Annotated in this window: 18 protein-coding genes and 2 pseudogenes; 5 read left to right on the plus strand and 15 right to left on the minus strand. The window is 36.5% G+C overall.

Annotated elements, in window-relative coordinates; all coding sequences use genetic code 11:
- Nucleotides 1–119 precede the first annotated feature (119 nt).
- The 5 genes from ACQV2P_RS06265 to fdrA form a co-directional block, all read right to left on the minus strand.
- The gene (locus ACQV2P_RS06265; protein ID WP_428894767.1) at nt 120–1,736 is read right to left on the minus strand and encodes a PucR family transcriptional regulator; all 1,617 of its coding nucleotides are present in this window, start codon (nt 1,734–1,736) and stop codon (nt 120–122) included.
- 276 nt (nt 1,737–2,012) lie between these two features.
- Entirely contained in the window at nt 2,013–3,083 is a 1,071-nt protein-coding gene (gene allD / locus ACQV2P_RS06270) for an ureidoglycolate dehydrogenase (RefSeq protein ID WP_428874216.1), read from the minus strand.
- Between the two features lie 9 nt (nt 3,084–3,092).
- Nucleotides 3,093–3,881 (minus strand): (S)-ureidoglycine aminohydrolase, encoded by a 789-nt coding sequence (gene allE / locus ACQV2P_RS06275; protein ID WP_428874215.1) that lies wholly within the window; start codon nt 3,879–3,881, stop codon nt 3,093–3,095.
- On the minus strand, nt 3,882–4,814 hold the full coding sequence (locus ACQV2P_RS06280) for a DUF2877 domain-containing protein (protein WP_428894768.1): 933 nt from the start codon (nt 4,812–4,814) through the stop codon (nt 3,882–3,884).
- Nucleotides 4,807–7,815, minus strand: coding sequence for an acyl-CoA synthetase FdrA (fdrA, locus tag ACQV2P_RS06285; protein ID WP_428894769.1), 3,009 nt, complete (start codon nt 7,813–7,815; stop codon nt 4,807–4,809). The genes ACQV2P_RS06280 and fdrA overlap by 8 nt, the downstream gene beginning before the upstream one ends.
- A gap of 291 nt (nt 7,816–8,106) precedes the next feature.
- Here fdrA and ACQV2P_RS06290 point away from each other — a divergent pair, with 291 nt between their 5' ends.
- A complete protein-coding gene (locus ACQV2P_RS06290; RefSeq protein ID WP_428874211.1) occupies nt 8,107–8,859 on the plus strand; it encodes an alpha/beta hydrolase in 753 nt (250 codons plus the stop codon).
- A 23-nt stretch (nt 8,860–8,882) separates the two neighbouring features.
- On the plus strand, nt 8,883–9,815 hold the full coding sequence (locus ACQV2P_RS06295; protein WP_428874210.1) for an AEC family transporter: 933 nt from the start codon (nt 8,883–8,885) through the stop codon (nt 9,813–9,815).
- A 102-nt stretch (nt 9,816–9,917) separates the two neighbouring features.
- Here the strand turns inward: ACQV2P_RS06295 and allB are convergent, their stop codons facing one another.
- The 4 genes from allB to ACQV2P_RS06315 all read right to left on the minus strand — a co-directional run bounded on the left by allB (nt 9,918) and on the right by ACQV2P_RS06315 (nt 14,858).
- On the minus strand, nt 9,918–11,282 hold the full coding sequence (gene allB / locus ACQV2P_RS06300) for an allantoinase AllB (RefSeq protein WP_428876162.1): 1,365 nt from the start codon (nt 11,280–11,282) through the stop codon (nt 9,918–9,920).
- Between the two features lie 52 nt (nt 11,283–11,334).
- Nucleotides 11,335–12,783, minus strand: coding sequence for an allantoin permease (allW, locus tag ACQV2P_RS06305; RefSeq protein WP_428874207.1), 1,449 nt, complete (start codon nt 12,781–12,783; stop codon nt 11,335–11,337).
- A gap of 23 nt (nt 12,784–12,806) precedes the next feature.
- Nucleotides 12,807–14,033: an allantoate deiminase gene (gene allC, locus ACQV2P_RS06310; RefSeq protein ID WP_428874230.1), complete on the minus strand. Its 1,227-nt coding sequence runs from the start codon at nt 14,031–14,033 to the stop codon at nt 12,807–12,809.
- Nucleotides 14,034–14,171: 138 nt separating this feature from the next.
- Entirely contained in the window at nt 14,172–14,858 is a 687-nt protein-coding gene (locus ACQV2P_RS06315) for a histidine phosphatase family protein (RefSeq protein WP_428874206.1), read from the minus strand.
- Nucleotides 14,859–14,938: 80 nt separating this feature from the next.
- Between ACQV2P_RS06315 and ACQV2P_RS06320 the strand changes: the two genes are divergently transcribed.
- A complete protein-coding gene (locus ACQV2P_RS06320) occupies nt 14,939–15,850 on the plus strand; it encodes a hypothetical protein (RefSeq protein WP_428894770.1) in 912 nt (303 codons plus the stop codon).
- 6 nt (nt 15,851–15,856) lie between these two features.
- On the opposite strand, the gene ACQV2P_RS06325 is transcribed toward ACQV2P_RS06320, so the two are convergent.
- The 4 genes from ACQV2P_RS06325 to ACQV2P_RS06340 form a co-directional block, all read right to left on the minus strand.
- Entirely contained in the window at nt 15,857–16,702 is an 846-nt protein-coding gene (locus tag ACQV2P_RS06325) for a carbohydrate ABC transporter permease (protein WP_428874203.1), read from the minus strand.
- Entirely contained in the window at nt 16,695–17,564 is an 870-nt protein-coding gene (locus ACQV2P_RS06330) for a carbohydrate ABC transporter permease (protein WP_428874202.1), read from the minus strand. The genes ACQV2P_RS06325 and ACQV2P_RS06330 overlap by 8 nt, the downstream gene beginning before the upstream one ends.
- 111 nt (nt 17,565–17,675) lie before the next feature.
- The gene (locus ACQV2P_RS06335) at nt 17,676–18,929 is read right to left on the minus strand and encodes an ABC transporter substrate-binding protein (protein ID WP_428882382.1); all 1,254 of its coding nucleotides are present in this window, start codon (nt 18,927–18,929) and stop codon (nt 17,676–17,678) included.
- A gap of 115 nt (nt 18,930–19,044) precedes the next feature.
- Entirely contained in the window at nt 19,045–19,944 is a 900-nt protein-coding gene (locus tag ACQV2P_RS06340; protein ID WP_428882380.1) for a haloacid dehalogenase-like hydrolase, read from the minus strand.
- Between the two features lie 631 nt (nt 19,945–20,575).
- On the opposite strand from ACQV2P_RS06340, the gene ACQV2P_RS06345 reads away from it, so the two are divergent.
- On the plus strand, nt 20,576–23,302 hold the full coding sequence (locus tag ACQV2P_RS06345; RefSeq protein ID WP_428894771.1) for an ATP-binding cassette domain-containing protein: 2,727 nt from the start codon (nt 20,576–20,578) through the stop codon (nt 23,300–23,302).
- 315 nt (nt 23,303–23,617) lie between these two features.
- Here ACQV2P_RS06345 and ACQV2P_RS06350 read toward each other — a convergent pair.
- Nucleotides 23,618–23,677: pseudogene (locus tag ACQV2P_RS06350) on the minus strand (DUF1295 domain-containing protein); the annotation flags it as partial.
- A gap of 30 nt (nt 23,678–23,707) precedes the next feature.
- On the minus strand, nt 23,708–23,875 hold the full coding sequence (locus tag ACQV2P_RS06355) for a hypothetical protein (protein ID WP_428894772.1): 168 nt from the start codon (nt 23,873–23,875) through the stop codon (nt 23,708–23,710).
- A 1,135-nt stretch (nt 23,876–25,010) separates the two neighbouring features.
- Between ACQV2P_RS06355 and ACQV2P_RS06360 the strand changes: the two are divergent.
- A pseudogene (locus tag ACQV2P_RS06360) lies at nt 25,011–25,372 on the plus strand (hypothetical protein); the annotation flags it as partial.

The raw sequence follows: 25,372 nt of genomic DNA on the forward strand, positions 1-25,372 counted from the left end.
TTTAACTTTTAGCATTTTTTATCTTTATTAAAGTCCTTTGCAATAAAATAGCAAACTCTCTTAACTCCAGCGATGAGCCATAAGAGTTTGCTCAAACTGATCTGCATATGACTGATAAGCTAGACGCTAAGCATTAAGGCTATTCTAATGTTTAAGGACGCTCTTGGGTCGGTAACATCAACTCCTAATAATTCTTGACATTTCTCAATACGATATTTGACGGTATTTCGATGAACAAATAGTATATTGGCAGTTAACGTTGTCTCACACTGATTATCTAAATATACCTTAAGGGTTTCACGTAATTCTTTTAAATTATTTGTTTGAGGATAAGCTAACTCTTTTAGTACTGATTCGCAAAAATAATTAATATCTTTACTGTCGATATCGTGAAAAAGATGTTGAACTCCCGAATTGTTATAATAGCTAATAGTCTCTTTATTATAATCTGTCAATCGAGCTTTAAATGCTAAGGACGCTTGGTCAATCGACCTGGATACTTGATCAATTGAACTGACTGATTCGCCGACGCTAAAAATCATGTCAATATTAACCAGTTTTAACAAATCATCATGACACTGCATTAATTTCTCATCCAGATTACCGACATGATTTTGTAAGATTAGATAGAGATGGGCATTAGCGTCTGTTTGAAATAAAAACATATCCTTAAAATATTCTTGACCATAAATTTTTAGAAAATCTAAAATTAACGCATATTTTTCATAGAGTTTAACTGTTTTTAATTTAGGTTCCAGTGCACTTGAAACATTTACTTCAACAGCCAAGTAATAGTTGGAGTCAACATATTTAATTTCTTCAATCGTTTTATAAAGAATCCCTTTATTTAAGGTATCTCCTCCCATAGTCTCTAACATAAAACTAGAGGAAGTGTGTAAATAACTGGAAAAAACTTTTTCCGTTTTATAAAGAATATAGGAAAGAACTAATTTGGCTTGATCAATCGTAAAGGCAGATATGGGGTAGGTCATATTCTCTGGGTTTAGTATGAGCAAGTAATGGGGAAAGTATTTAAATACAAAGACACTGCTGGCAGAGATTAGAAGTATCTGGTCATTTTCATCTTTCATTTTAAAATAATCATTAGGGACTTGTTTTTGTTTAAATCGCTTTTGAAACTGCTCCTGCAACGATTGGATAAGAAGTGGTTTTTTAGTGAAATGATGCGAATAACTCACCACTTTTTTTATTGGGCTCAAGAGAATAATCGGACATTTAATGATTTTACTGAATTCATTGATTACTTTATCAATGGAAGTATTGTTAAGTAAAAGGTCTGAGAATTGCTTTTGAATACTTAGCGCAAACTCAATTTCTTCTTTTCGTTGATTCCAGATATAATTTGAAATTTGATGGAGTAAGCGTCCGAGTGGATATTTATCAGGTATATTAATAATAGGAAAGTTGCGCTGATTGGCATAATCAATCACTTTGGGATGGAGTTCTCCATTAAGAAAACGTCCTGATTTAATGGCTAAACCTACTCCTTTAGCACGAATTAATGAATCGATAAAGGGAATCATCTGCAACTGATCATCTTTAAAAATCATTCCGGTTGTAAGAATTAAAGTCTCCGGACTGATATAAAACTCAACATCGGGTGTTTCAGTTATTTCGACGTTACTAACTTCTTGGTGTTCAATTGTTTTTCTATCTGTTAATAATTTAATCTCCGAGAGGTAGTCGATTGTTAATAATTTTTCTACGGATACCACACAAACCATCTCCTTAGTAAACTCATTATACCAAGAGATTTAATTCCTTCCTACTTTTACAAGCCATCTTTTATAGGATATAAAACAACTTAGACTGAGACTAACCAAAATAACAATTTCTTGCTTGAGCAATTTTATAACTGATTTTCATCTTCCTTTTTTAAAAGACTTGACACTTATCACTTTCTTCAATATAAAAAATAGTCTAGCAATTGATAGATTGTTAGACTATTTTTAAATTTATTAATTATCTTGTTTTTTCTAAGCTTATGTGGTTTATTCAGCAAAAGCGCCTTTATTACCATACTGATTAAAATGAACAGTATCTGACTCAAGGTAATCGATAATATGTTTTGGAATATCAATCCCTTTTTCAAGATTACGTTCTGTGCTTAAAACCGCTAATTCTCCAGGATAGTAGACCTGATCGAAGCCATCAGCTGGTTTGATAGCATGCAACTCCTCTACCATCTGTTCAATATTGGAAGTAAATTGATCCAAGCTAGTAAAGCGTGCTGGGTCGACCGCGATATAAACGTGTCCTAAGTCTCTGCCCTTGTCTAAATCATTATACATTGAAGAGACACTCTTACCAAAAGGTAAGCCAAAGAGCATACCCGAAAGAATATCAACAATCATCATTAAACCATATCCCTTGGGACCCGCAATTGGTAAAAGACCCGCTACTTTATGTGGATCGGTGGTCGAATTACCTTCAGCATCAACTGCCCAGGTATCCGGAATTGACTCGCCCTTTGAACGCGCATCCAAGACTTTACCCCAAGCTTGAACAGTGGTTGCCATATCAAAGAAGATTGGACGACCCTCCTTGCGAGGTGCACCAAAAGCAATCGGATTGGTTCCAAAATAATTTTCAGACCCTCCAAAAGGCACTACCATAGGATCAGATTGTGTCATCGACAGGCTAACATAACCAGCTTCTGCCAACTTCTCAACATAGTAAGCTAACATACCTGTATGACTAACATGGGTGACTCCTACCATGGCAATTCCATTTTCTTTTACTAATTCGATGACTTTTTCTAAAGCAAGATTAGCAATATAATGTCCTTGACCATTGTCACCATCAAAAGTAGCTGTCGCAGGACCTGTTTTTGTATAAGTAATCTTCGGTTCTTTGGTCACGCCCCCCTTGGCAATGCGTTCAGCATAATATGCAACACGAACAGCTCCGTGAGAATGAATATCAGATAAATCAGCATAAGTTAAGTGTTTAGCCGTTTCTAAAGCCGAATCTTCTGGTAGTCCTGCTGCCATTAACTTCTTTTTTATTAAGTCTTGTAGACGACTGGCTTGAATTTTTACTGTTTCATTTTTATCTGTCATTTTATCCTCCTATAGTTTAGGGTTGCGGTTAGCATCTTTAGAATAAACATAAGATAAAGGTTCGTCACGTCCAACAGCATAAGCACATTGTAAAGAATATCTTCCCATAAAGATGTAGTCACCTTTTTCGACCGGGAACCACTTATTATCAAGGTTATACATTCCTTGACCAGAAAGTAGATAAGCACCATGTTCTTGATAGTGGGTTTCGATATATCCATGACTAGCTCCTGGTTGGAATTCAAGAATATGAATATTCATATCAAAGCCAAAATCATCTGTTGGCAAGAAGTTCCATAAGAGGACGTCTTTCATACCTTCATACTCAATTGGTTGTAAATCAGCTTTATTACCCACCACTTTATGCGCTTCATGACCTTCAATAGCATCATAACGTCGTTGGTACAAGAAAACTTCTGTTATCTCTTTTTGAGCATTTTCTAGATACATTAATTGATCTACTGGGAAGAAAGCGTAGCCACCATCTGTTAATAGGTGTTCTTCTTTACCATCACTTACTTTTAATTTACCTGAGATAACATAAGCAAATGTTTCAAGCCCTTCTCCACCAAAACCACGTTCGTTCTTACCGCCTTCTTGGAACTCTGCAATATAATCATTAAAGCTAGCGCCAAGAGCAGGTGAGCCTAAAATTGAAATCAAAACATTTTCAAATCCTGGAATCTGATTATTCACTAAACCATCATGCGGTAAAATTGCATATAAGTCTTTCTCAACCACAGCACGGCTTTCTAATAAACCATCTCTATAACCTGTTTTATTGTTTTTATATCCCATTTAAACCTCTCCTTTTAAAAGTTTGTTTTTTAGTATTAGTTGTAAGTAAAATTGTGCTCCCAAGAGCATATCATTACCTGAAGTGTGCCCATACGATTGGATTGCACGAATTGATTGACTTAACTGATCAGTTGCTTGATTCTCTATCGCCTCAATCAATTTCAGCCATGTCGGATTGACTTGTCTTGCTAAAGCAGCATGATAATAGGCTTGACTAACTTTAGTTGTTGCTTTTACTTTCAGCGCTTGCTGGATGAGATTAGATAATATTACACAGGTTTGTTCAAACGAAGCAATTGGACCTCGGCGACTTAAGAGACTCTGTTCCATAACTAGCATTCCTTGTAAAAAGTCATCTCCCGAAGGAGTTAGTCCAAGCCCTTTACCAAAAAGAAATTGGACTAAATCTGACATTTTAGCTGGATCAGTCAATAAATCATTTTGTAAATCGCCAAGCAATTTGTTTTGATAGTAATTTTGCAGTGTAGCTAACTTATTAAAAGCCGATTGCTGATAAACTTTGGCTTTTCTCAGGCTATCAATAAGCTGTTTTAAATCTTTAACGGTTAGCTTTAAAGAATAAGCGGGTAAACAACAAGAATATCTTTGATAGTCGACTAGATCAATTTTTAGGGGTAAAGGGCGCGTATAGACAATCCATGAATGGTTCCGCTGTCGAATTTGTTCACCCGGCTTCAGACAGCGCATCAACTGATTAAACACTTGCTTGTTTTCTAACTGAACGCCTATTACAGAAGCCTTTTCTTGATTAACTGCTGAAAGATAAATCAGTTGTTGTGAACCCTCTGTCTTTCTTGTGACTAAATTAATCCCATGTTCAAAGACAGAGTCGACCCAATATATTTGATCTTCTAAGGGGAAAAGATAAGTCGAGATCAATAGGGCTGTTTTATCCGCTACTAGCTTATTCATCCACCTTAATTCCTAATGATTCCGCAAAAGCTACTAAAGCTTTTTCAAAGCAAGCAATCGGAGCAGTAACCGTTCCAGCACCTACTTGACCGACACCTGCTTTCTTATGTGCAATACCAGTATTAATAATTGGTTCAATTCCTGTTTCAACAACTTTACGAATATCGATTCCTAAGTTAGCTCCACGGAAATCCCAAGTTGGAATAGACCAGTTAGGGTTTTGTGCGCTGACTATTTTTGCTTGTTCATTGGAAATGCGAACTGCGTCTTCAAAACCACCTGCACCGATAAAGCGTGTCACTCCAGGGGCCGCTACAATGGCTGAACCACCTAAACCGATAGTCTCTGTAATTGCAGAGTCTCCGATATCCTTACTACCGTCTTCTTCACTATAACCAGTGAAATATAGACCCTTCGGCGTATTAACAGGTGCAGTAAACCATTGGTCACCCATGGCTGCAATACGAACACCAAAGTTTTCACCATTACGTGCCATAGTGGTAACAATACAGCCTTCTTGAATCTTACGTGCGTAGTCAACAATCGCTTTGCCAGTAGCCATCGCAATATTGAGGAAGAACTGGTCGGTATCCGCTAAGAATTGAATCACTTCCTGCTTTTGTTTAGCATCAATATCTAAGGATGTAATGATTGGAGCAATTTCTTTTAAGAATACAAGGGAAGCCGCAATATTTCTTTGGTGGAATTCATCACCCATGGTAATGGCTTTAGCAATCATAACATTGACATTAATACCACCTTCAATTTGACGTAACGCTTGTCCTAATACAGGCCCTAATACATCACGCATCCATTCAAGACGAGTAATAACTTCCTCATTGTTGGCTCCGAAACGTAATACCGTTCCGATCCCTTCGTTCATAATACAGTAACCAGTGGTACCGTCTGCTTTATTTTCAACGATAAAGACAGGGAAATTAGCAGTAGTAATTCCGCCCATAGGGCCTACTGCGCCCACATGGTGACAAGGCATGAAGGTGATTTCTCCAGCATCAATTTGTTGTTGTGCTTCTTCATGATTGGAAGCCCAACCTTCAAATAGCATCGCTCCAATAACTGAACCTTGCATTGGACCCGTCATGTTTTCATATTTCACTGGTGGTCCAGCATGTAAAACAACTTTTTTATCCGTATTTAATTCTGGGATAACCTCTTTAGCATATTTCACATCGATTAAGTAAGGTTGCGAATCTCGCATACGACCAATTACTTTCTGGTTGGCTTCATCAATAGCCTCTGCATGTTTTTCTAGTTCATTTAAGATCTTGATTAATTTCTTATTGCCACCTGCTTTTGGTCGCCAGTTGTATTGAATAGCTTTGCCTCCAAACTTAATAATTGGATCCACAAAACTTTCGATACCAATATTTATAACACGTGGAGAAGTCATCACTAATTCTTGAACGTGTTCACTTGGACTAGGTAATTCGATCTTTTCGCCTGTATAAGCCACATGTTCTTTAGCAGCAAATTGATAGTGAACGCCCATCAATTCTAAAGCTAAACGAATCGCTTTTGCGTTAGTTGTTTCAACATATACGCCCGCTTCTTTTAAGTTGGCTACAGCCTTATCGTAATCTTGAGGATCGTTTGGTGTTCCCGTTACAGTCGCAACAACATAAACTTCACGTTCACTATCAGCCAATTTTGAGAGATTTTCTTGAATAGTAGGAATCAGAGCATTAGCCATATCTGGGTGTGAACCATATCCTAAGACAACATCTAATAAAATAACACCTGTCTTTTCATCTGCAAAAGCTTCTTCTAACTTTTCGATTCGAATACTTGGGTCAATCATTGGATGTGGTTTACCTTGTGTATAAACATCGTCTCCTAAGTCCATCACTTGGAAACCGTGCGTATTTAAGATGTAACCTTCTTCGTTTTGAATATCTCCTAGTTCTAAAGCATCTGCAATTAGCATAGCTGCTTCATTTGCTAATGTTCCACCTGAGTAGAGACCTTTTACTGTTTTATCTTTTAATTGAGATTGGATTTGGTTATCTAACCCGTCCACATATTTAGCTTTGACTTCTTCACCATTAGCTAAGTCTATTGCTATTCTAGCTGCTTCTTCTAATGTATAAGCTAAAGCTACATTACCAATATGTTCGGTTGGTTTTTCACCTAAGAAAATGGCTACTACAGGCTTGGATAGGGATTGTAATACTTTAACAACTTGATCCCTTACTTCTTTTGCAGGTGGTTTAGAAATAACACAGATGACATCTGTCAATGGGTGCTTTTCTAAAGCGATAATGGCGTCAATCATGGTACGTGCGCCAACTGCTTTCTTCAAGTCTCTACCACCAGTACCAATAGCGTGAACTACTCCACCACCTAAACGATCAATAATAGTTGTGACTTCTTGAATGCCTGTCCCTGAAGCTCCAACCACGCCAATATTTCCTGGTTTCACAACATTGGTAAAGGCCATTGGAATACTCGAAATGATTCCTGTCCCACAATCAGGCCCCATGAATAAGAGTCCTTTTTCATGCGCCTTCTCTTTTAGTCTCACTTCATCTTCCATTGAAACGTTATCTGAGAATGAGAAAACATGTAAATTATTATCAAGCGCCTTTTCTATCTCATAGGCTGCATACTCTCCTGGAATAGATACTAAGGCTAAATTAGCATCTGGTAAAGCTTCCATTGCTTCCTCCCAGTTATCAACATCTACCTTATTATCAGATTCTTTCTTAACCGTTAGGTCTGCCAGAAAATGATCGATTTCTTCTAAAACTTTGTCAAAAACTGCTTGATCTTCTGTTTCAACTACAATTGCCAAATCATTAGCACCGGCAGATTCTAATTCAGGAGTAGATAAACCGGCCCCTTTAAAGATATCCTTATTTGCATCCGTCGCCATCATAACCTGTGCTTGAGTAACACCATCAACTTTATTAATTTCTGCTGATAAAAGCATCAAGTTAATAGAGTCTTGATAATTACCTTTTTGAATTTTTGTGAATAACAAGAAAACCCCTCCCTTTGTCTACTATTATATCGTTTCCCTTCATATAATTCGATTGCTCAGTTTACAAATAAAACGCCTTCTTTTGTTCATTTCGAACAAAAATAAGGTTTCTTTCATTTTAAATTTGTAGTGGATGCGTTAAAAAGAATGTTAAAATAACCTTACAAGAATGGGCTCCATCTCCCTATTTAGAAGAAGGTGATTTAAATTCGACAAATAATTGATGTTTTTCAAACTCCTCACTATAAAATTTCAGCTACACTATATAGATCTTCACTGCCACAAAGCCAGATGTTGATTTATCTTCACGGTGGTGGACTGATTTTTGGTCAACGCGAAGACTTGCCGGGCGAATATATCGAATTACTTAACAGTAAAGGATATTCGATACTAGCTCTTGACTACTTATTAGCTCCTGAAAGTAATTTAGAGCAAATCATTAATCTTTTAAGCAAAACTCTTGAATGGTATCAAAATGCAGGTTATCAATTAGCAGGCCAAATAGATCCTTCATACAATCTATTTGGCCGGTCAGCCGGAGCTTATCTTGCCCTACAACTAGCTACAAGAAGGTCTTCTAAATGGTTGAAAACTATCATCAGCTTTTATGGCTATTACAAGTTAAATGATGCAAACTTTATCTATCCTAATCCTTACCATAATAAATTTGCGAAAGTGTCCAAAGAATTAATCGAGACTTTCATTCAAAACAAACCTATCAGTCAGGGAAACGAAAATGAGCGTTATTTAATCTACCTCTATTGTAGACAAGTTGGAAATTGGATTGAATTTCTAACGGATGATCCAAACAGTTTTTCACTCACTAAAGAGCAAATTAACCTACTACCTCCTTTACTTCTTGTCCATGCTGATAAAGACCCTGATGTTCCCATTCAACAATCAAAACAACTAAACAAATTCGCTAATCAAAGTCATTTGATTGAGGTTGCTTCTGCAGATCATGATTTCGATCGAACAAATTTAACAAAAGGGAGAGAGGTTTATCTGCAAGTCATAGAGTGGCTTGATTCGTTATCAAATTAAATAAAAATTGAAAGGATGTTTTTATGCAGTTAGATTTTATGTCCACGCTTCAAAGTGTGCTCGTCTTATTCATTCTTATTATTATTGGCTTTTTTGCTGGTAGGTGGAAAGTAATCAGTGCTCAAGGTCAAAAAGATATTACCAACCTTGTTTTGTATATCACCATGCCGGCAACCATCTTTAATGCCATGCAATTAGATTTTAATATTGAACGTGTGCAAAGAGCTTTTACAATTCTAATAATTGTAGCCGTTTGTTATGCTGGTATGTTGTTATTAGGATGGTTAGTTGCTAAACAAACTAAGTTAAGTATTTCCGAGCAGGATGTTTTTAGAGTGGCCCTTCTTTTATCTAATACCTCTTTTATGGGTTACCCTATTGTTAGTAATCTCTTAGGAGAAGAAGCTCTATTCTATGCTGTTATCGGCGCCGGGTTTTTATTTGAAACTGTCTCATGGTCAATTGGTATTTATTTAATGGGAAGAAACGGTTCAGGTAAGGTAGAATTTAATTGGAAAAAAATTGTTCTAAGTCCCGGCATCTTATCGATAGTCGTTGGTTTAATCTTCTTTCTTTTTAGTTGGCGAGTTCCTCAACCCTTGGATAAAGTTTTGAATATTTTAAGCCCGGCAACTTCACCGCTAGCCATGATTGTTGTTGGTTTAATTCTATCGCGCAGTGATATTTCTAAGATATTCGCTAATAAATTCTTATATATTCAAGCTTTACTCAAACTCGTTTTTATACCTCTAATAATTCTCTTTACTTTAAAAGCTTTTAATTTCTCAAACTATGAGTTAATTATTCCGACTATCATGTTAGCTATGCCGACAGCATCTTATGTAGCTATGTTTGCTCAAAATTACGACAATCATCCTGAGTTTGCTAGTCAGATGGTCTTTATGACTTCTCTGCTCTCAGTCGTTACCATACCAATCATCACTTTGCTCTTCTAATTAAAAAGTCTTCTGTTGGTATTAAAAAACCCCTAAGAATTAGATCCAATCTATTCTTAGGGACTATTTGCTTCTTCTGAAAACAAATTAGTCTATATTTAATTATTTAAATTCTCCAACAAACTCCTCTGTTACTCCCTTATCTATGCTATAAACCTCATGTCCTCTTACATAAGTAGCCATAACAGTTGCACCAATTTCGCTACCAATATAAGGACTGATCTTATTGCGATATTCTAAATCTTCAGCAGTTAAGACGTAAGATTTATTAGGATCAATTAAAACGATATCTGCATCTTTGCCTACTGATAAGCTTCCTTTTGTATCATCAATACCAAAACGACGGGCTGGTTGTGTCGCAATCACTTGTGCAAATTGCTCAAGAGACATACCACGCTTATTAACTGCTTCATCAAAGAACACATCGACATCATTTTGTACGCCTGAGATACCGCCCCAAGCATCAAATGCATTTTCTTTATCTTTCAAGTCTGGGGTACATGGAGAATGATCAGAGATTGATGAAATAATATCCCCTGAAAAGACATAATCCCATAAACCATCTTGAGCTTCTTTATCACGGATTGGTGGTGAACATTTAGCCACATTTCCAATAGCATCTAATTGGTCTGTTGTAAAGTATAAATAATGTAAACAAGTCTCACAAGTGACATCGACACCTTCTTGTTGCCCTTTAATAACTGCTTCCACACCTTCTGGGCAAGCCACGTGACAGATATGAATACGACAGCCTGTTTCTTTAGCAAAAAGAATTGCTCGTTGAATAGGTTCCACCTCTGTAAAGACTGGACGAGTCGCCACATACTCTGACAATTTTGATTTGCCTTCCGCTTTTGCTTTTTCACCTAGGCGATCAGTAATCGCTGCATTTTCAGCATGGATAGCTAGAACTTTTCCTGTCTTAGCAATTTGTTTCATCCCTTCGTAGAGTGAATAGTCATCCACATTTTGGAAGTCTCCATCAATTGAACGGTCGCCACAAGTTGCCATAAAACATTTATAGGCCGTTACACCGTTCTCATTTAATTCTTGAATACCACCTGTTTCAACATTATAAGGAACGAGTCCTCCAAATGAGAAAACATCCACTTTTAATTTACCTTGACCAGATTGGTATTTGTCCTTAATACTCGCTTCATCAGTTGTTGCTGGTACTTGGTTCAATGGCATTTCTAAGAAAGAAGTTACTCCTCCCTTAGCACAAGCAGAAGTTCCTGTAACATAACCTTCCCACTCATCACGATACCCTCCACCATTTTCAGTAATATGAACGTGACAATCAAACATTCCCGGACTAACAATTAATCCTTTAGCGTTAACCTCTTGCTCAGCCGATAAATTTTCACCAATTGCAGCAATCTTTCCGTCTTTGACTGCCAAATCGGTCACAACTGCGCCGCTTTCTAAAATGACTTGACCATTCTTGATGACTAAATCATATGACATAAAATAACCTCCTAATAAATTTTTATTAAGCGTCCAAAATAATTAAATTTAATTATTCTGCACGATTTAATACAAAGTAAACAAGTAATCCCACTACAAAACCATCAATCCAAGAGATTTGGGACAGAAACTCTAGGGCTGGGATAAATTGTCCGACAATTGAAACAACAAACCCACAAATGGTTGCGATATAAGCTTTCTTATTGACACCAGAATAAGGGTTATCCGCTGCTTGCTCTGGTGAATAGTATAGTAAATCCAAGTCGATCTTTTGTTTGTCCACAAAGTAGAAGTGAGCAATCATAACACCGGCTACAGGGCCTAACAAGCTTCCAATATAGTTAAGGAAAACTAGAATTACACTCCCTGACTCCATGAATTTCCAAGGCATTATGATAAAACTGATAATACTTGCGATGATAACACCTTTACGATAATTAATTTTTTGTGGAAAAAGAGCTGTTAACTGGAAGGCTGCTGGAATAATATTACCAGTCGCATTAGTTGAAACGGTTGTCATCAATAAGACAAAAGAAGCCAAGAAAATAGCCGGCATAGAGTCCCATTGATTAATAATTTGTAAGACATCTCCTTGATGTGAAACACCAGTAATGGCCGCACCATTTAAAACAGTGATACTTGCAAAAGCAAAAATGACATACCCAACTAACAACGATAAGATTTGTCCTATTGTTTGAGACTTGGTGGAAGTTGCGTTTTGAGTAAAGTCAGAAACACTTACTCCTGGAGCTGCCCAAACAGATAAGGTAGATGCAATAATAATCAAATAGGCTAAAGGGGTTGCAACCGATTGATTAACAGCTGTTACATGGTCGAAAATTGGTCCAAACCCGCCCGCTACACTCAATCCCCAAACAACCATTCCTCCGAACACAACATAAATAAGTGGATTTAGTATAGCTGTAAACTTGTTTAATACGCGGCCTCCCCCTAAGCCAATCATTACATTGATCAAGAAGAAGACTACAAATGATAAAAAGGCTGGTACAGAAAGGCCCAAAATATTAATGCCTTCACCAACATTCAAGAAAGCTGGCCAAATTCTACTTACTAAGATCAACAAAGCTTTCGAACCTGCATAGTTTTGGACCCCAAACCAAGCAATAGCTGCCACAACTCCCCTTAGAAAGCCAGGCAATTTAGATCCTGCACTACCATAAACAGAACGTAAATGAATGGCAAATGGAATGCCATACATAGACCCTGCTTTACCGTTAACTGTCATTAGTCCCGCTACTGCTAGTCCCGCCAAAATGATAGCTAAGAACACGTGAATAGGTGCCACCCCTAAAGCTAGAAAGCCACCAACAGTTAGATAATTAGGAATATTATGGACCGATCCCATCCACAGAGTAAAGAAGTTAAGTGTTGACATACTACGTTGTTCTGGCTTATTAGGCAATATGTCATCATTGGTATATCCCCTTGATTTAAACAAATCAATTTGTTCTTGTCTTACTAAGACATCATTATGTTCCATTATTAAAAGTCCTCCAAATTATTTTAATAGGCCAATTCTTTTAAGGCCTCTGCTAAAGCTTGTATCCCTTCAACAATATCCACCGCCTCGGTATGTTCTTCCGGATTATGACTAATTCCTTTGATGGAAGGAACGAAGATCATAGCTGTTGGAACTTGTGGAGCAAATATCTGTGAATCATGCCCCGCTCCTGAATGCATGATTTGATAATTTAATTGGTTATCCTGACAAACTTTTTCTAAAACTTTAACAATCTCAGGATCCATTGGCACTGGTGGCTCATTCATCCATAAATTCATTTCTACTTCAATCGCTTTTTCATGACAATGTTTCTCAATAGTCGTTTCAATAAATACAGCAAACTCATCGAGAGCTTCCTGGTTAGTGTGTCTAGTATCAATTGAAAATTCCATTTCTCCAGGAACAACATTCACCACATTAGGCTTTACTTCTACGTGGCCAAAGGTTACGACTAAAGGATCGCCAATTTCATTTGCTTTATCAATGACTTCAGAAACAATTCTAGCGTAACAGTCGATGACATCTTTACGATATCTCATTAAGGTCGTTCCGGCATGATTAGCTTCACCCTTTAATTTAATGGTGTAGCGTTTTTGCCCCACTATGGCATTAACAACCCCAACTTTTTTGCCTGCATTTTCCAAGAAGTTTCCTTGTTCAATATGTAATTCTACAAAAGCATCAAAGTGATTAAAGCGTGGAGAATCTACAAGGTAATTAAAGCCTGCTTCCTTCATAGCTGTCTCAAAAGGAACACCGTCATTGTCCTTAATGGTTTCAACATCTTCTTTTTTCGCTAAACCAAAAATATTTTTAGATCCCCAAAAGGCATATGGAAAACGAGAGCCTTCCTCTTCTGCCATCGAAACAATTCGCAAAGATTTCTTTGGTTGGCCGTATTCTTCAACCAACCCCTTAATCGCTAAGTAGGCAGACATAATACCCAATTGGCCATCTAGACGACCACCATCAACAACTGTATCAATATGCGATCCTGAGGCGATGATTGATTCTGGCTCTTCACTACCTTCAACTGTTGCAAACATATTCCCTACTTCGTCGAACTCTACCTTCATCCCCTCTTTTTCAAAAAGTTCTTTCAAGGCATTCTGAGCTTCAATCCATGATTTGCTATATAAAAGTCTTGTAGTACCTTTTCCTTCTTTATCAGAAATACTCGAAATCCAATCCATTTGGCGATCGATTTCTGCTGGTGAAATTTTTATCATAGTTCGCACCCTTTCCAAATTTTGCCCATTTGTATCTTGCATACATTATAGTGTAAAACGGTTTCATTTCTCATTGTTATATTTGCTCAACTTTACAATGTATTTTGTCTAAAGTGAACAAAAACAACCCTCTGTTAGTTAAGCGAACTTTTTGTCTATAAACTGTTTGAGTTTAAAGCCCTCTCTTACTTTTTGAATAATTACCACGCCCCCATTATTCATAGACCGCATATCATAAAACTCATCAATATGTTCTGTTTTTGGTAATAGAATTTGAAGTATATGGCGAATATTGATACTGTGTCCAACAAATAAGATACAAGCCTCCGTCTCAATTAATTCATTAAACAATTTATCCATTCCTTCTTTAAGACGCTTACAATAAACAGCATAGTCTTCTCCTTGACCTAGAGGGTCAGCAGGTTGTAATGCTGTCAGCCTTTGTTTTTCTGTTGTATTTCTCAACATACTCTCTACAGAATCAAAACCCAAATATCTCCTTATGATATCCCAAGTTTGATAGCTTTCCATACCTTCAAAGGAACCAAAGCTAATTTCTCGAAAATCTGCCATTTCTATAATGGGAATCATCCAATTCGGATAGATACTTTGTTCAATAAGAATTTCGGCTGTGGTACGTGTTCTCTTTAAATCACTTACAATCGCCGCATCAAATTTAACCTTACTTAATTTTTCGCCTAAATCTTTAACTGCTTGAATCCCTTCTGCTGTCAATAAAGGATCACACCACCCTTGGGTACGCCCATTCTTATTAAAAAACGTTTCACCATGACGGACAAAATATATGGTTAACCCGTTAGACATTTAATCATTCCTTTAACAAATTTGTGTGCTTAGTAGGATCCCGTGCTATACTTATTTTAAATCTTCAAGGAGGAGCAACCATGACCTACTTATCATACTCGTATTTCTACCAAAACTGTTTTAAAAACTTTTCGATTGATAGCCAACAAATCCAAACCTTTTGTCAAAAATACAATCAGTCTCAAACCATTAAGTCTCGCCAGATTGAATTAACAACCATTCAAAGAGCGTTAAAAGACTTTAAAGATAATCAAACAGTTTACTTGGCAGTTTTACAGCAAATTATTAAACAAGACTTTCTGCTAACTAATATTCAACTAAATGATTGGCAACAATTGGTCATTATGATTGTATGTATTCAAGCTTTAATAGAGCTGTATAAAAAGTACAATCTCCCTCTTAATATATTACAAAATACACTATCCGACCTTTTTTTACGTATTAACTTATCCCAGGCTGTCGGTTTATCAACAGATGATTTTGAATGGTTAGCACGTATCTTTCGTCTTAGGATTTTCAAGTTAGGCGAGCTTCAATTTGAATTTACTCTTTTTGATTCAGCCACTCTTCCTAAAGACATTTCTTACATTAATAACGGTAGTAAAATCCTTCAAGATGCTCTCCCTATTATTAGTGTCCACATCATGCAAGATAGTTTAATTGATGAAGCACACTCTTCAACTGCTTTTTACTTAGCTCGAGCCTTTAAAAAAAGATATTTAACTAATTTCCCAGCACAATACTTTTACTGTTATTCTTGGCTCTTAAATCCTAACAACTCATTTTTATTAGGATCTCAAAGCAATATTCTATCTTTTTCAAGTAACTTTGACCTAATCGCCCATTCTGCCTATCCTGATATGGCCTTAGAGCATATTTATGGTTCTAAAGATATCCATCCTGACTCAATGCCTCAAATCACTAGTTTGCAAAGAAGAGCAAAAAGTCATCTTTCATTTCTGGGAATTGGAGTGGGGATTGTTCCTTTCTAGGAAATACTATCCTTTAATTGACCCTGCTGATAAACCTGATACAAGATCTTTTCTAAAAACCATTGCGATAACTGCTGGTGGAATAATAGCTATTAAACCAGAGGCTGCAATCATACTATAGTCAATAGCATCTCTTGTCATAAACTCAGATAGAACTAGGGTAATTACTTTATTATTCTGAGTTGACGTTAAAATCATTGGGATTTGAAATTGGCTCCAACTCATTAACAAGAGAATTAAGACACAGGTAATAATAGCTGTTCGTGACATGGGTAAAATCACCCTCCAGAAAAGCTGCCATTCTGTACAACCATCGAGTTCTGCTGCTTCCCACATTTCTTTAGGAATCTTATTAAAATGCGTAATCAACATCCAAGTTGCTAGAGGTAAAAAAGCAGTCACATAAATGACACTAATCCAGAAAAGCTTATCCAGCAACTGATAGTTTGAAAAAATAGCAAATATTGGAATGATGGTGGTAAACACAGGAATAACGATGGTAATCAATAATAAGCGTAAAATCACTTTTCGTAAGCGAAAGCGAAAACGTACCATAGCGTAACTGGTTAAAACAGCTAAAGGTACCCCAATAAAGAGAGTATATAAGGAACTAATTAAGGAATTCTTTAAGCCATTAAAAATGGTTATATGTGCCTTATCTGTCGGATCAAACAAGCTTTGATAATTTGTAAAAGTTGCTTGACTGGGTAGAAAGCGACCTCCCGCTTTCATTAATTCTGCTTTAGGGGTGACGCTAATTATAAAAGCCCAAATAAGGGGACCTAAAGTGAATAGCAGAAAGATAATTACAGTTATAATGTATAACCAATCCCAACGTTTATTTTTAAGCATGATCTCCCTCCAATCTTAGCGAACGAATATAAAAGTAACCAATAATCCCCGATAAAATCATGATTATATAGGTAATCGCTGACCCTAGACCAAAGTCTAAAAAGCTAAAGGTATTTAAATAATTATATATTAAAAGGGTTTGTCCTTCATAACGGTAACCTACTAAAGAAATTACCTCATCAAAAACATTTAAACCTGCCATAGTTGCTTGGATTAACACAATTGAAAGTGTAGGCAAAATCATTCTTAGCGTTATATAGAAAAACTCTGAATAACGACTGGCACCATCCATTTTAGCCGCTTCGTAGATTTCTTTAGGAATTGTTTGTAGGGTTGCCAAAATTAAAATGGCACAAAAAGGTACCACCCGCCAAGCAATTACAATTGAAACGACAATTAGGAGTAAATAACGATTATTAATCCAAGCAACTGGCTGATCAATAATTGAAAGACTCATCAATAATTTATTCATAAAACCATAACTGGGATGAAAAATAAATTGCCAGACAATACCATTAACTAGGGGGGGCAAAGCCCAAGGAACAATTGCAATACCCGTTAGCATTGGGCTAATAACTGTCCGCTTATTGAGCAAAAGTCCCACAATAATGCTGGAAATGACGGTTAAAAAGACGACTAATAAAAAAACCATCAAACTATTTTGAAAAGCATGATGAAAATCTTCTGAGAGTAAAACCTCTTTATAATTATCGAGTCCGATAAACTTAAAGCGGTCTGGTCTACTTAATTTAAACGCATGAAGACTGTAGATGAAGGTGCGTACAATTGGTAAGTAGACGAACAATCCCATGATAAGCATCATGGGTAAGATTAGAAAAATGGCTTTTTTAGATTTTTTCATAATAAACTCCTTTTAAATCATTGATCCCTACTATCATTTTTATAATAGCACGGATCAACCCTTAAAAATTTAAATCTAGGTGTAGTGCACTACACCTAGATTTATTATTAATTACTCAGCAAATTCCTCAACAACACTATTTACTTTTTCAACTAATTCTTTAACAACCTCTTCGGCAGAAAGATCTGAAGTTACCATTTTATTGATAGTATTATAAATTTCGGCACTCATTTCGGTGTAATATTCTGGCACCCCATTTGGGAATGGCGATTCAACCATTTCAGCCAATTCAACCATCGCACCTGTGTTTTTAATCTTTTCCTCATCAATTAGCTGCTGTAAGATGCTTAATCGTGTAGGAAGTGCTCCTACCGCATCAAATAATTCTAATTGAGTTTCTTCGGAAGTATACCACTTAACGAAGGTTTGAGCAGCTTCCATATTTTCAGTATTTGGTGAAATACCTACTGCTTCTTGGAAAGGTACTGTTCTTTCAGCGTTTGCATCAACACCTGGCAGTAAAATTGGTTTTACCTGTCCAACTACTGTTGACTCCTCTTCATTATTAACGCGACCAACAAATGAAGATGGGCCTACTATAAAGGCAGTATCTCCTGAGTTAATCTGTCTGTAAGCGTCCATTCCCGAACCGTTCACATTACCTGGATTAATTAATTCTTCATCTGATAAAGCCTTAATAATAGTTAATGCATCGAGAGACGCTTCTTCATTCAAAGTATTATCCTCATTAAATATAATACCATTGCGTGTATAAGCCAACCAGAAGAAAGTAGTCGTTAAATTTTCATCCGCACCTAACGGAAGCGATACTGGGTATTCTGTAATTCCAGCATCTTTAATAGTTTTAGCTTGTTCCATCACTTGATCCCAAGTTACTGGCGGTTCTTCTAAGCCAGCCTCCTCATACATTTTTGTATTGTAGTAGGCAATCCGAAAATCATTTGCATAAGGGACTGCATAGACCTCATCGTTTAGCATAAATTGCTCGATTGCTGGAAAAGCATCCGCATCTGGCAAATCAATAGGAGCCAACCAATCTGCGCTGGTGAATTCTCCCATCCAAGACCAATCTACTTCAAAGACATCCGCTGCCACCGTGTTACTTGCAGCTGCAATCGCTAACTTATCACGAATATCGTCCCAACTAGTTGGTAAAACATTGACTTTAATCCCATACTCTTCTTCAAATCTAGCCAACATTTCATCCGATGGAGCTCCCCAATCAGGAATCATAAAGCTAATTTCTATACCTGCATTTTCTTCTTGAGCCATAGCTGTTAAAGGTGCTAACACAGTTGATAAAGTGAGCGATGCTGCTAAGATGCTTTTTAATGTTTTTTTCATATTTTTCTCCTTTATTCTTTAAGTTGTTGGAATGACTAAATCCCTAAATAATTATCTATTCTAGCCTACCACATCCTTTCCATCTTTTTTAGTAATAAGTCTTGAAGCAGAGTCTTTATCGAAGATTGGATATGGCCATTCTTCTAAGCGTGTGATTCAACCCTCGAATGGCAATCGATAATTGCATAATATTTTCAAACGGGGCAATGCCCCCACTACCTGAACAACCAATATGCAAAATATCTGCACCACCTATTTTAGCAGTTAATCCCAATTGAGTAACCACCTCTTTTTGTGAACAATCCTGACTCGTCCCGTTAGCTGCTAAACTCAAAGCCCCCACTTTGTGAATCAACTGACAACTGCGCCTAAACTCTTCCATCGAGTAACCAGGCACGGTTCCAACTTGAGGTAATATGATAATTTCAGCCCCAGCTGTCAAAAAGTGTTGCACCCATTCTTCTGAAGAAATAGGTTCATCATAGGCTGCCCCATGCATTTTGCCAGCAATCACAATACCAGAATAATGGTTTTTCGCCAGACGAATACCTTCTACTATTGCCTGATTACTAACTCCGGATTGTGGGTTTCCTGTTAAGCATATAAAATCTAACCCCAATTCTTCCACTCTTTTTAAGCTTTCAACACTACATATACGCCCCTCAACTAGGCTCTTTACTTTTTCCAAATAATGTCCCTCACTGGCTACCGGTTCTAAATTGACACCGATGGGACGTTGGACAAACTGTTTCAAAGTTTCAATTGGATGTGGCGTATCTGGTAAAGCCCATATCTTTGGATTAAAAACATCTACTTGATTGAGCAAAATCAAATCCGCACCAGCGGCTCGAGCAAGTTCACTGTTAGTAAGATCAGGTAGGTGAGGAGTTCGATCTTCTCTTAATTCTACTAATAAAGTTCTGCCTTCATTAGCTCGTATACTATTGAGTAAATCCGAGGAAGTCATCGTAGCAAAATCACTTGCGAAACAATCTAACATACGCTTACTATTCAAAATTAACCCCTCGCTCTTTTTCTATTAGTTGCACTAGCATTATTTAAGTCCTACCGCTTTTGTGAACAACAGGCTTCCTATAAACAAAACCACTCTCAACATCTTGGATGGATGCATCTAAATAATATTCCTGATGCTATTATAACTTACTAACAGGCCGCGGACCTATCAGAGTTTCTGATAAATAGGCCTGATTTATTAGATAACTTCTTAAAATTCTATTTAATTAAGTGGTAGGCCACAATGGCTTTTGCTTGGAAAACTTATGCACTGTTCCCTTTAAGCATCCTACAAACTAGCTCCCCTTGGTGTCATTTTAGAAACTGATAGATTTATATTATAAAATAATGCTCCAATCGTTACCTGACGGATTATTTTAGTCGTTCATGTCCCATTAAGCTAACAATATAAAAAACATCCTTATCAGACAATTGATCACACTTACTATTTTATCGCAAGGCTTCCCACGCATACCTTAAAACTTTCGACTTGAGTTTTTTTAGGTGGAAGATATTGTGTTGCTATTTTTTGTTTGCGCTAGGATCGAATTAGGTCGGTATTAGTGATATACTTTGTTTGAAATGAGACTATTACCATTTATTCGTAAATCTTTCAATGAAGGAGTTTTACAATGCACCAAATAGAAAAAATAACCAAAAGTTACCATACAGGGGGCTTTAAGCAAAAAGCCTTGGATAATGTGACGTTCAATTTAAGAGACAATGAGTTTGTATCTATTTTAGGTCACAGCGGGTCAGGTAAAACGACGTTACTCAATATCATTGGCGGCTTGGACCGCTATGACAGTGGTGATATTATTATTAATGGCATTTCAACCAAAAATTATAAAGACAAAGACTGGGATTCATACCGCAACCACTCGGTCGGTTTTGTCTTTCAAAGCTATAATTTAATCCCTCACCAATCCGTTTTATCCAATGTTGAATTGGCACTTACTATTTCAGGAATTTCAGCCAAGCTTCGGAAGCAAAAAGCTATCAAAGCCTTAGAGGAAGTAGAGTTAAAAGATCATATCAACAAACAGCCCAATCAATTATCTGGGGGGCAAATGCAACGAGTTGCGATCGCACGAGCATTAGTCAATGAGCCAGATATTCTTTTAGCCGATGAACCGACAGGAGCCTTAGATACACAGACTAGCCTTCAAATAATGAACCTATTAAAAAACGTTGCCAAAAAACGTTTGGTCGTGATGGTTACTCATAATGCTGAATTGGCTCACCAATACTCCAACCGCATTATTGAATTGCAAGACGGCAAAGTCATTTCTGACACCCATCCTTTAGCCATTGAAGAAAACAAAAACTCTAAGCATGAAAGCATGGGCAAGTCTTCCATGTCGTTTCTTACGGCCTTGTCGTTAAGTTTTAATAATTTAAACGCTAAAAAAGCCCGAACGTTTTTGACAGCTTTTGCAGGGTCCATCGGGATTATTGGAATTGCCCTCATTCTATCGCTATCGACCGGCGTGAATAACTATATTGATAACGTCCAAGAAGAGACTATGTCGGCCTATCCAATAACCATTGAACAAGAGTCTGTCGACTTTAATCAATTAATGTCGGCAAGAAGAGCGGAAACTTCTACTAAAGAAACAGAAGATACCGACTCTAACAATGAAAATTTAGACGTCATCTACAGTAACAATGAATCGCTTGAACAAATGAGTGAGTTCAATTCTTCTTTTCGCCAAAATAATTTAACAGCTTTCAAAAAATATTTAGATCAAGATGACAATAAACTTTCTAACTATGTCGGCAAAAATGGTATCGTTTATTCTTACGCTATCAATTTTGATTTATTCGCCTACGACGAAAATGAGCGTTTGATCAATACTGATGGTAGTTCTTTTGAAAGTGTGAATCGACAACCAAGAACAAACTTTAGTTCCCCTTCAAACTCGTTTAATCAACCCAACACAAAAATTAGCGAACTTCTTCCAGGTCAAGGTGAGCAAGTTATTAGCCCAGTTGTAAAGGATAATTATCATTTAATCGATGGTAAATGGCCTGAAAAATATAATGAGATGGTGCTGGTTGTAAATGAAGCCAATGAAATCAGCCTTTCTGATTTTTACGAGTTTGGCATGCTCCCCTCTGAAGATTATGAGAAAATTCTCAATCAAATAGAAAATGATGAAGAACTTCACCTCGAAAAAAAGACACTTCGGTTTAAAGACCTACGCAATCAAACTTTTTATTTATTACCTCGCAGTGATTACTATGAGAAAAACGCGCGAGGTAATTATCAAAAACTGACTGACGATCCCTTAACGATTGAAAAAGTTGTTAAAGAAAAAGCTATCCCGATAAAAATTTCCGGTATCATTCAACCAGTTGATAATGCTAAAACCTTAACCATTCGCACTCCGCTTGCTTATACACGCAAATTAAGAAACTTTTTAATGGCTTATGTCAATCAAAGTGACATCGTTCAAGCACAAAAAAAGCAACCAAAAACCAACGTTTTAAATGGTCTAGCTTTTGAAGCAGCTAACGATAGAGAAAAAATTGAAGATGTCTATCATTATTTAGAGGATTTCACCCTCAGTCAACAAGCTGAATTTATTAAGCAAATTCAAGCAAAACAGCAAAGCTTAGAACCGTTCGCAACAACAGAGCCAAATTTAGCTGACAATCCGGCTAATATCGCGGATCCATTTAATCAAGTCGTTAAAGACCTGGATGATTCGTCCCTTCTTGAAATTTATGATTCTTCAATTGCACCGGCTAGTTACGACACTAATTTAAAAGAATTTGGTGTCGTTTCTACTGAAAATCCTTCTGCAATCAGTATTTATGCAGATGATTTTGCTGATAAAGAAGCTATTTCTGACGCAATTGAAGCTTATAATCAGACTGTTAGTGAAAAGGAAAAAATTACCTACTCCGACTTTGCCGGCTTAATCATGTCTTCTGTTTCGGAAATTGTGAATGTTATTACCTACGTTCTCATTGCTTTTGTCAGCGTATCATTACTCGTATCATCGATTATGATCGGGATCATCACTTATATCTCAGTATTAGAACGCACAAAAGAAATTGGTATTCTAAGAGCCATCGGCGCCTCAAAAAGAAATATTTCAACGGTTTTTAATGCTGAAACGATTATTATCGGCTTGTTTTCAGGATTATTAGGCATCGGGTTTACTTATTTATTACACACTCCTTTAAACAATTTATTGCTGCACTTATTAGAAGAGGTCACAGTCAGCTTATCTTTTAAAAATGCCCTTATCTTAATTGGCTTAAGCATTCTACTATCATTTATTGCTGGTTTAATTCCATCTAAACAAGCTTCACGCAAAAACCCGGTTGAAGCTCTTCGTAGTGAATAGATTTGACCTCCAACCTCCTATCCATTTTAACTTCGAACTTTAATACAAAATAACTTCCTAACAAACTGTCTCAAAACAGTTTGTTAGGAAGTTATTTTATTAGATGTTATTTCTTGCCCCATGGAAATAACATAGGGACTCTTTGAGTATATTCTTGCCAACCTTCATATTACTACATGTTTTTTCTAATAAAGGAATAGATATTTTTATCAATACTGTCGCCATTACTAGAGGAGAAATAACTAGAACGATATAATAAACAGGATGAACGGCTTGAATAAATAATAAGGTGAACCCACTAATATATAGGTCGACCTAAACTAAGATCTCTCTAAAATAATTAGGATGACGGGGCATTGACCATAAGTCTGTTCGGAGTCATTTGCCTGTGTTTTTATTTATGTGTTATCTAAGTTGTTCATCGCCAACCACTTCGAAAAACAGACCAATGTCAGCAATTAGCAAGCTAATTATTACAATGTAATTATGACTCATAGAAAAATCAAATTGATTGTATTTAATAATCGAATAGCTTACCGAGCCGACAATAAAATTAAAGATTCCTTGCAACACAAAGACTAAGCCCCACCCTATATCGACAATTGAGTTGCCCTTAATTTTAAAAAATAATAGTGAAATAAATAAAGGGGAAAAGAAGTGGCAACATCAAGCCACCTCCATCTTAGTCGTAAAGCCTTGAGTGGCGATCACCAAGGTGACTATAAATAACACACTATATATAATTACCCTTTTAAAATCCAGTTAACCCCCTTCTTATTCGATTCAGTAGTTAAGGCGATAGCGACCGAACCTATCCTCGCACTCATCGCTACAAATGCTAAAATTTCATCGTATAATCTAGCCCCCTACTAATTAATTAAGTTTAATATTCCTCAAATTCTTGCACGCATTGGCCTCCATAGGCATGAACACTAGCATAGTTAATAATTGTATGCTCTTGCATACAATTATTAACTCATTTTTAAATCTTTTTAATATTACCCTTTTAACTAATGGTCATACCTATTGCTACCCCGCCGCCAACCTCATCCATCGAGACTACTGGTTTTAAAATAACCTTATTGGCAACAAAAACCTGCGCCCTAGCTATGCATCCTGATTTAACATATATTTCAAGGTAGGAGCGTTGATAAAGAGATGCGTTTTCTTAATAGTTCCTTCTATTCTTTTAACCGTTTCTTAAAAGTCCTCTCTAGCGGCTAAAACTTCTGCAGCTTTTTTAACCACCAGTCACTGAGCGCCTGAATTAAATTTTGAATCAATGACTTTAATTGGGGTATTCGCTAATTCTTTCAAATTATAATAGGTGTTTTTGCTGATTCATTTATACACTTTCTTTCTATAAAGCGACTAACAAAAAAATAAAATCCCTCTTAACATAATTCATAGGCTTTGCTTTTTAAATTTTATATTTAAGCTTCAAGATAAGCCGGCTACATGATTCTCCTTAAGCAATCTATGCTAAGTAATTTTGAATAATTTGATAATTAAATTTAATAATAAATTTTCTAGCAAGTTTTCATTATCTATAATATATGTTGTTTATATCTAATTTAATATTGAATTGTTTGACTTGTTGCGTTTTCGTTCGTACAATAAAGCTGAATGAAATATGTTTGTCATAAAATAAGCATATTCATTTTATTGTTGCTGATTAATAAATTCTATTGATGAAAGGGAGAGTTGAATGAAAAAATCAATTTTAAATCAGATGAAAGTGGGAGTGCTATCTCTATCAGCCATTGCCCTATTAGTTGGTTGTACAAATGAGAACACTACCACGAATACTGACACATCCGTTGATGAAACAACAGCTACTGAAGTGATGAATGAAGAAACTGAAGAGGAAACAACTAAAGAAGAAAGTACCAAAGAAGAGAGCTCTAAAGAAGAGAGTACCAAAGAAATAAGCTCTAAAGAAGAAAGTACCAAAGAAATAAGCTCTAAAAAAGAGAGTTCTAAAGAAGAAAGCTCCAAAGAAAAAAGCTCTAAAAAAGAGAGCTCTAAAGAAGAGAGTACCAAAGAAATAAGCTCTAAAGAAGAAAGTAC

The sequence above is a fragment of the Facklamia sp. P12932 genome, assembly GCF_050409545.1.
GTDB lineage: Bacteria > Bacillota > Bacilli > Lactobacillales > Aerococcaceae > Facklamia.

Coding starts and splice junctions, on each gene's coding strand:
- allD (WP_428874216.1), bottom strand. CDS start 3,083: ATGACAGATAAAAATGAAACAGTAAAAATTCAAGCCAGTCGTCTACAA.
- allE (WP_428874215.1), bottom strand. CDS start 3,881: ATGGGATATAAAAACAATAAAACAGGTTATAGAGATGGTTTATTAGAA.
- ACQV2P_RS06280 (WP_428894768.1), bottom strand. CDS start 4,814: ATGAATAAGCTAGTAGCGGATAAAACAGCCCTATTGATCTCGACTTAT.
- ACQV2P_RS06290 (WP_428874211.1), top strand. CDS start 8,107: ATGTTGATTTATCTTCACGGTGGTGGACTGATTTTTGGTCAACGCGAA.
- ACQV2P_RS06295 (WP_428874210.1), top strand. CDS start 8,883: ATGCAGTTAGATTTTATGTCCACGCTTCAAAGTGTGCTCGTCTTATTC.
- allB (WP_428876162.1), bottom strand. CDS start 11,282: ATGTCATATGATTTAGTCATCAAGAATGGTCAAGTCATTTTAGAAAGC.
- allW (WP_428874207.1), bottom strand. CDS start 12,783: ATGGAACATAATGATGTCTTAGTAAGACAAGAACAAATTGATTTGTTT.
- allC (WP_428874230.1), bottom strand. CDS start 14,033: ATGATAAAAATTTCACCAGCAGAAATCGATCGCCAAATGGATTGGATT.
- ACQV2P_RS06315 (WP_428874206.1), bottom strand. CDS start 14,858: ATGTCTAACGGGTTAACCATATATTTTGTCCGTCATGGTGAAACGTTT.
- ACQV2P_RS06320 (WP_428894770.1), top strand. CDS start 14,939: ATGACCTACTTATCATACTCGTATTTCTACCAAAACTGTTTTAAAAAC.
- ACQV2P_RS06325 (WP_428874203.1), bottom strand. CDS start 16,702: ATGCTTAAAAATAAACGTTGGGATTGGTTATACATTATAACTGTAATT.
- ACQV2P_RS06330 (WP_428874202.1), bottom strand. CDS start 17,564: ATGAAAAAATCTAAAAAAGCCATTTTTCTAATCTTACCCATGATGCTT.
- ACQV2P_RS06335 (WP_428882382.1), bottom strand. CDS start 18,929: ATGAAAAAAACATTAAAAAGCATCTTAGCAGCATCGCTCACTTTATCA.
- ACQV2P_RS06345 (WP_428894771.1), top strand. CDS start 20,576: ATGCACCAAATAGAAAAAATAACCAAAAGTTACCATACAGGGGGCTTT.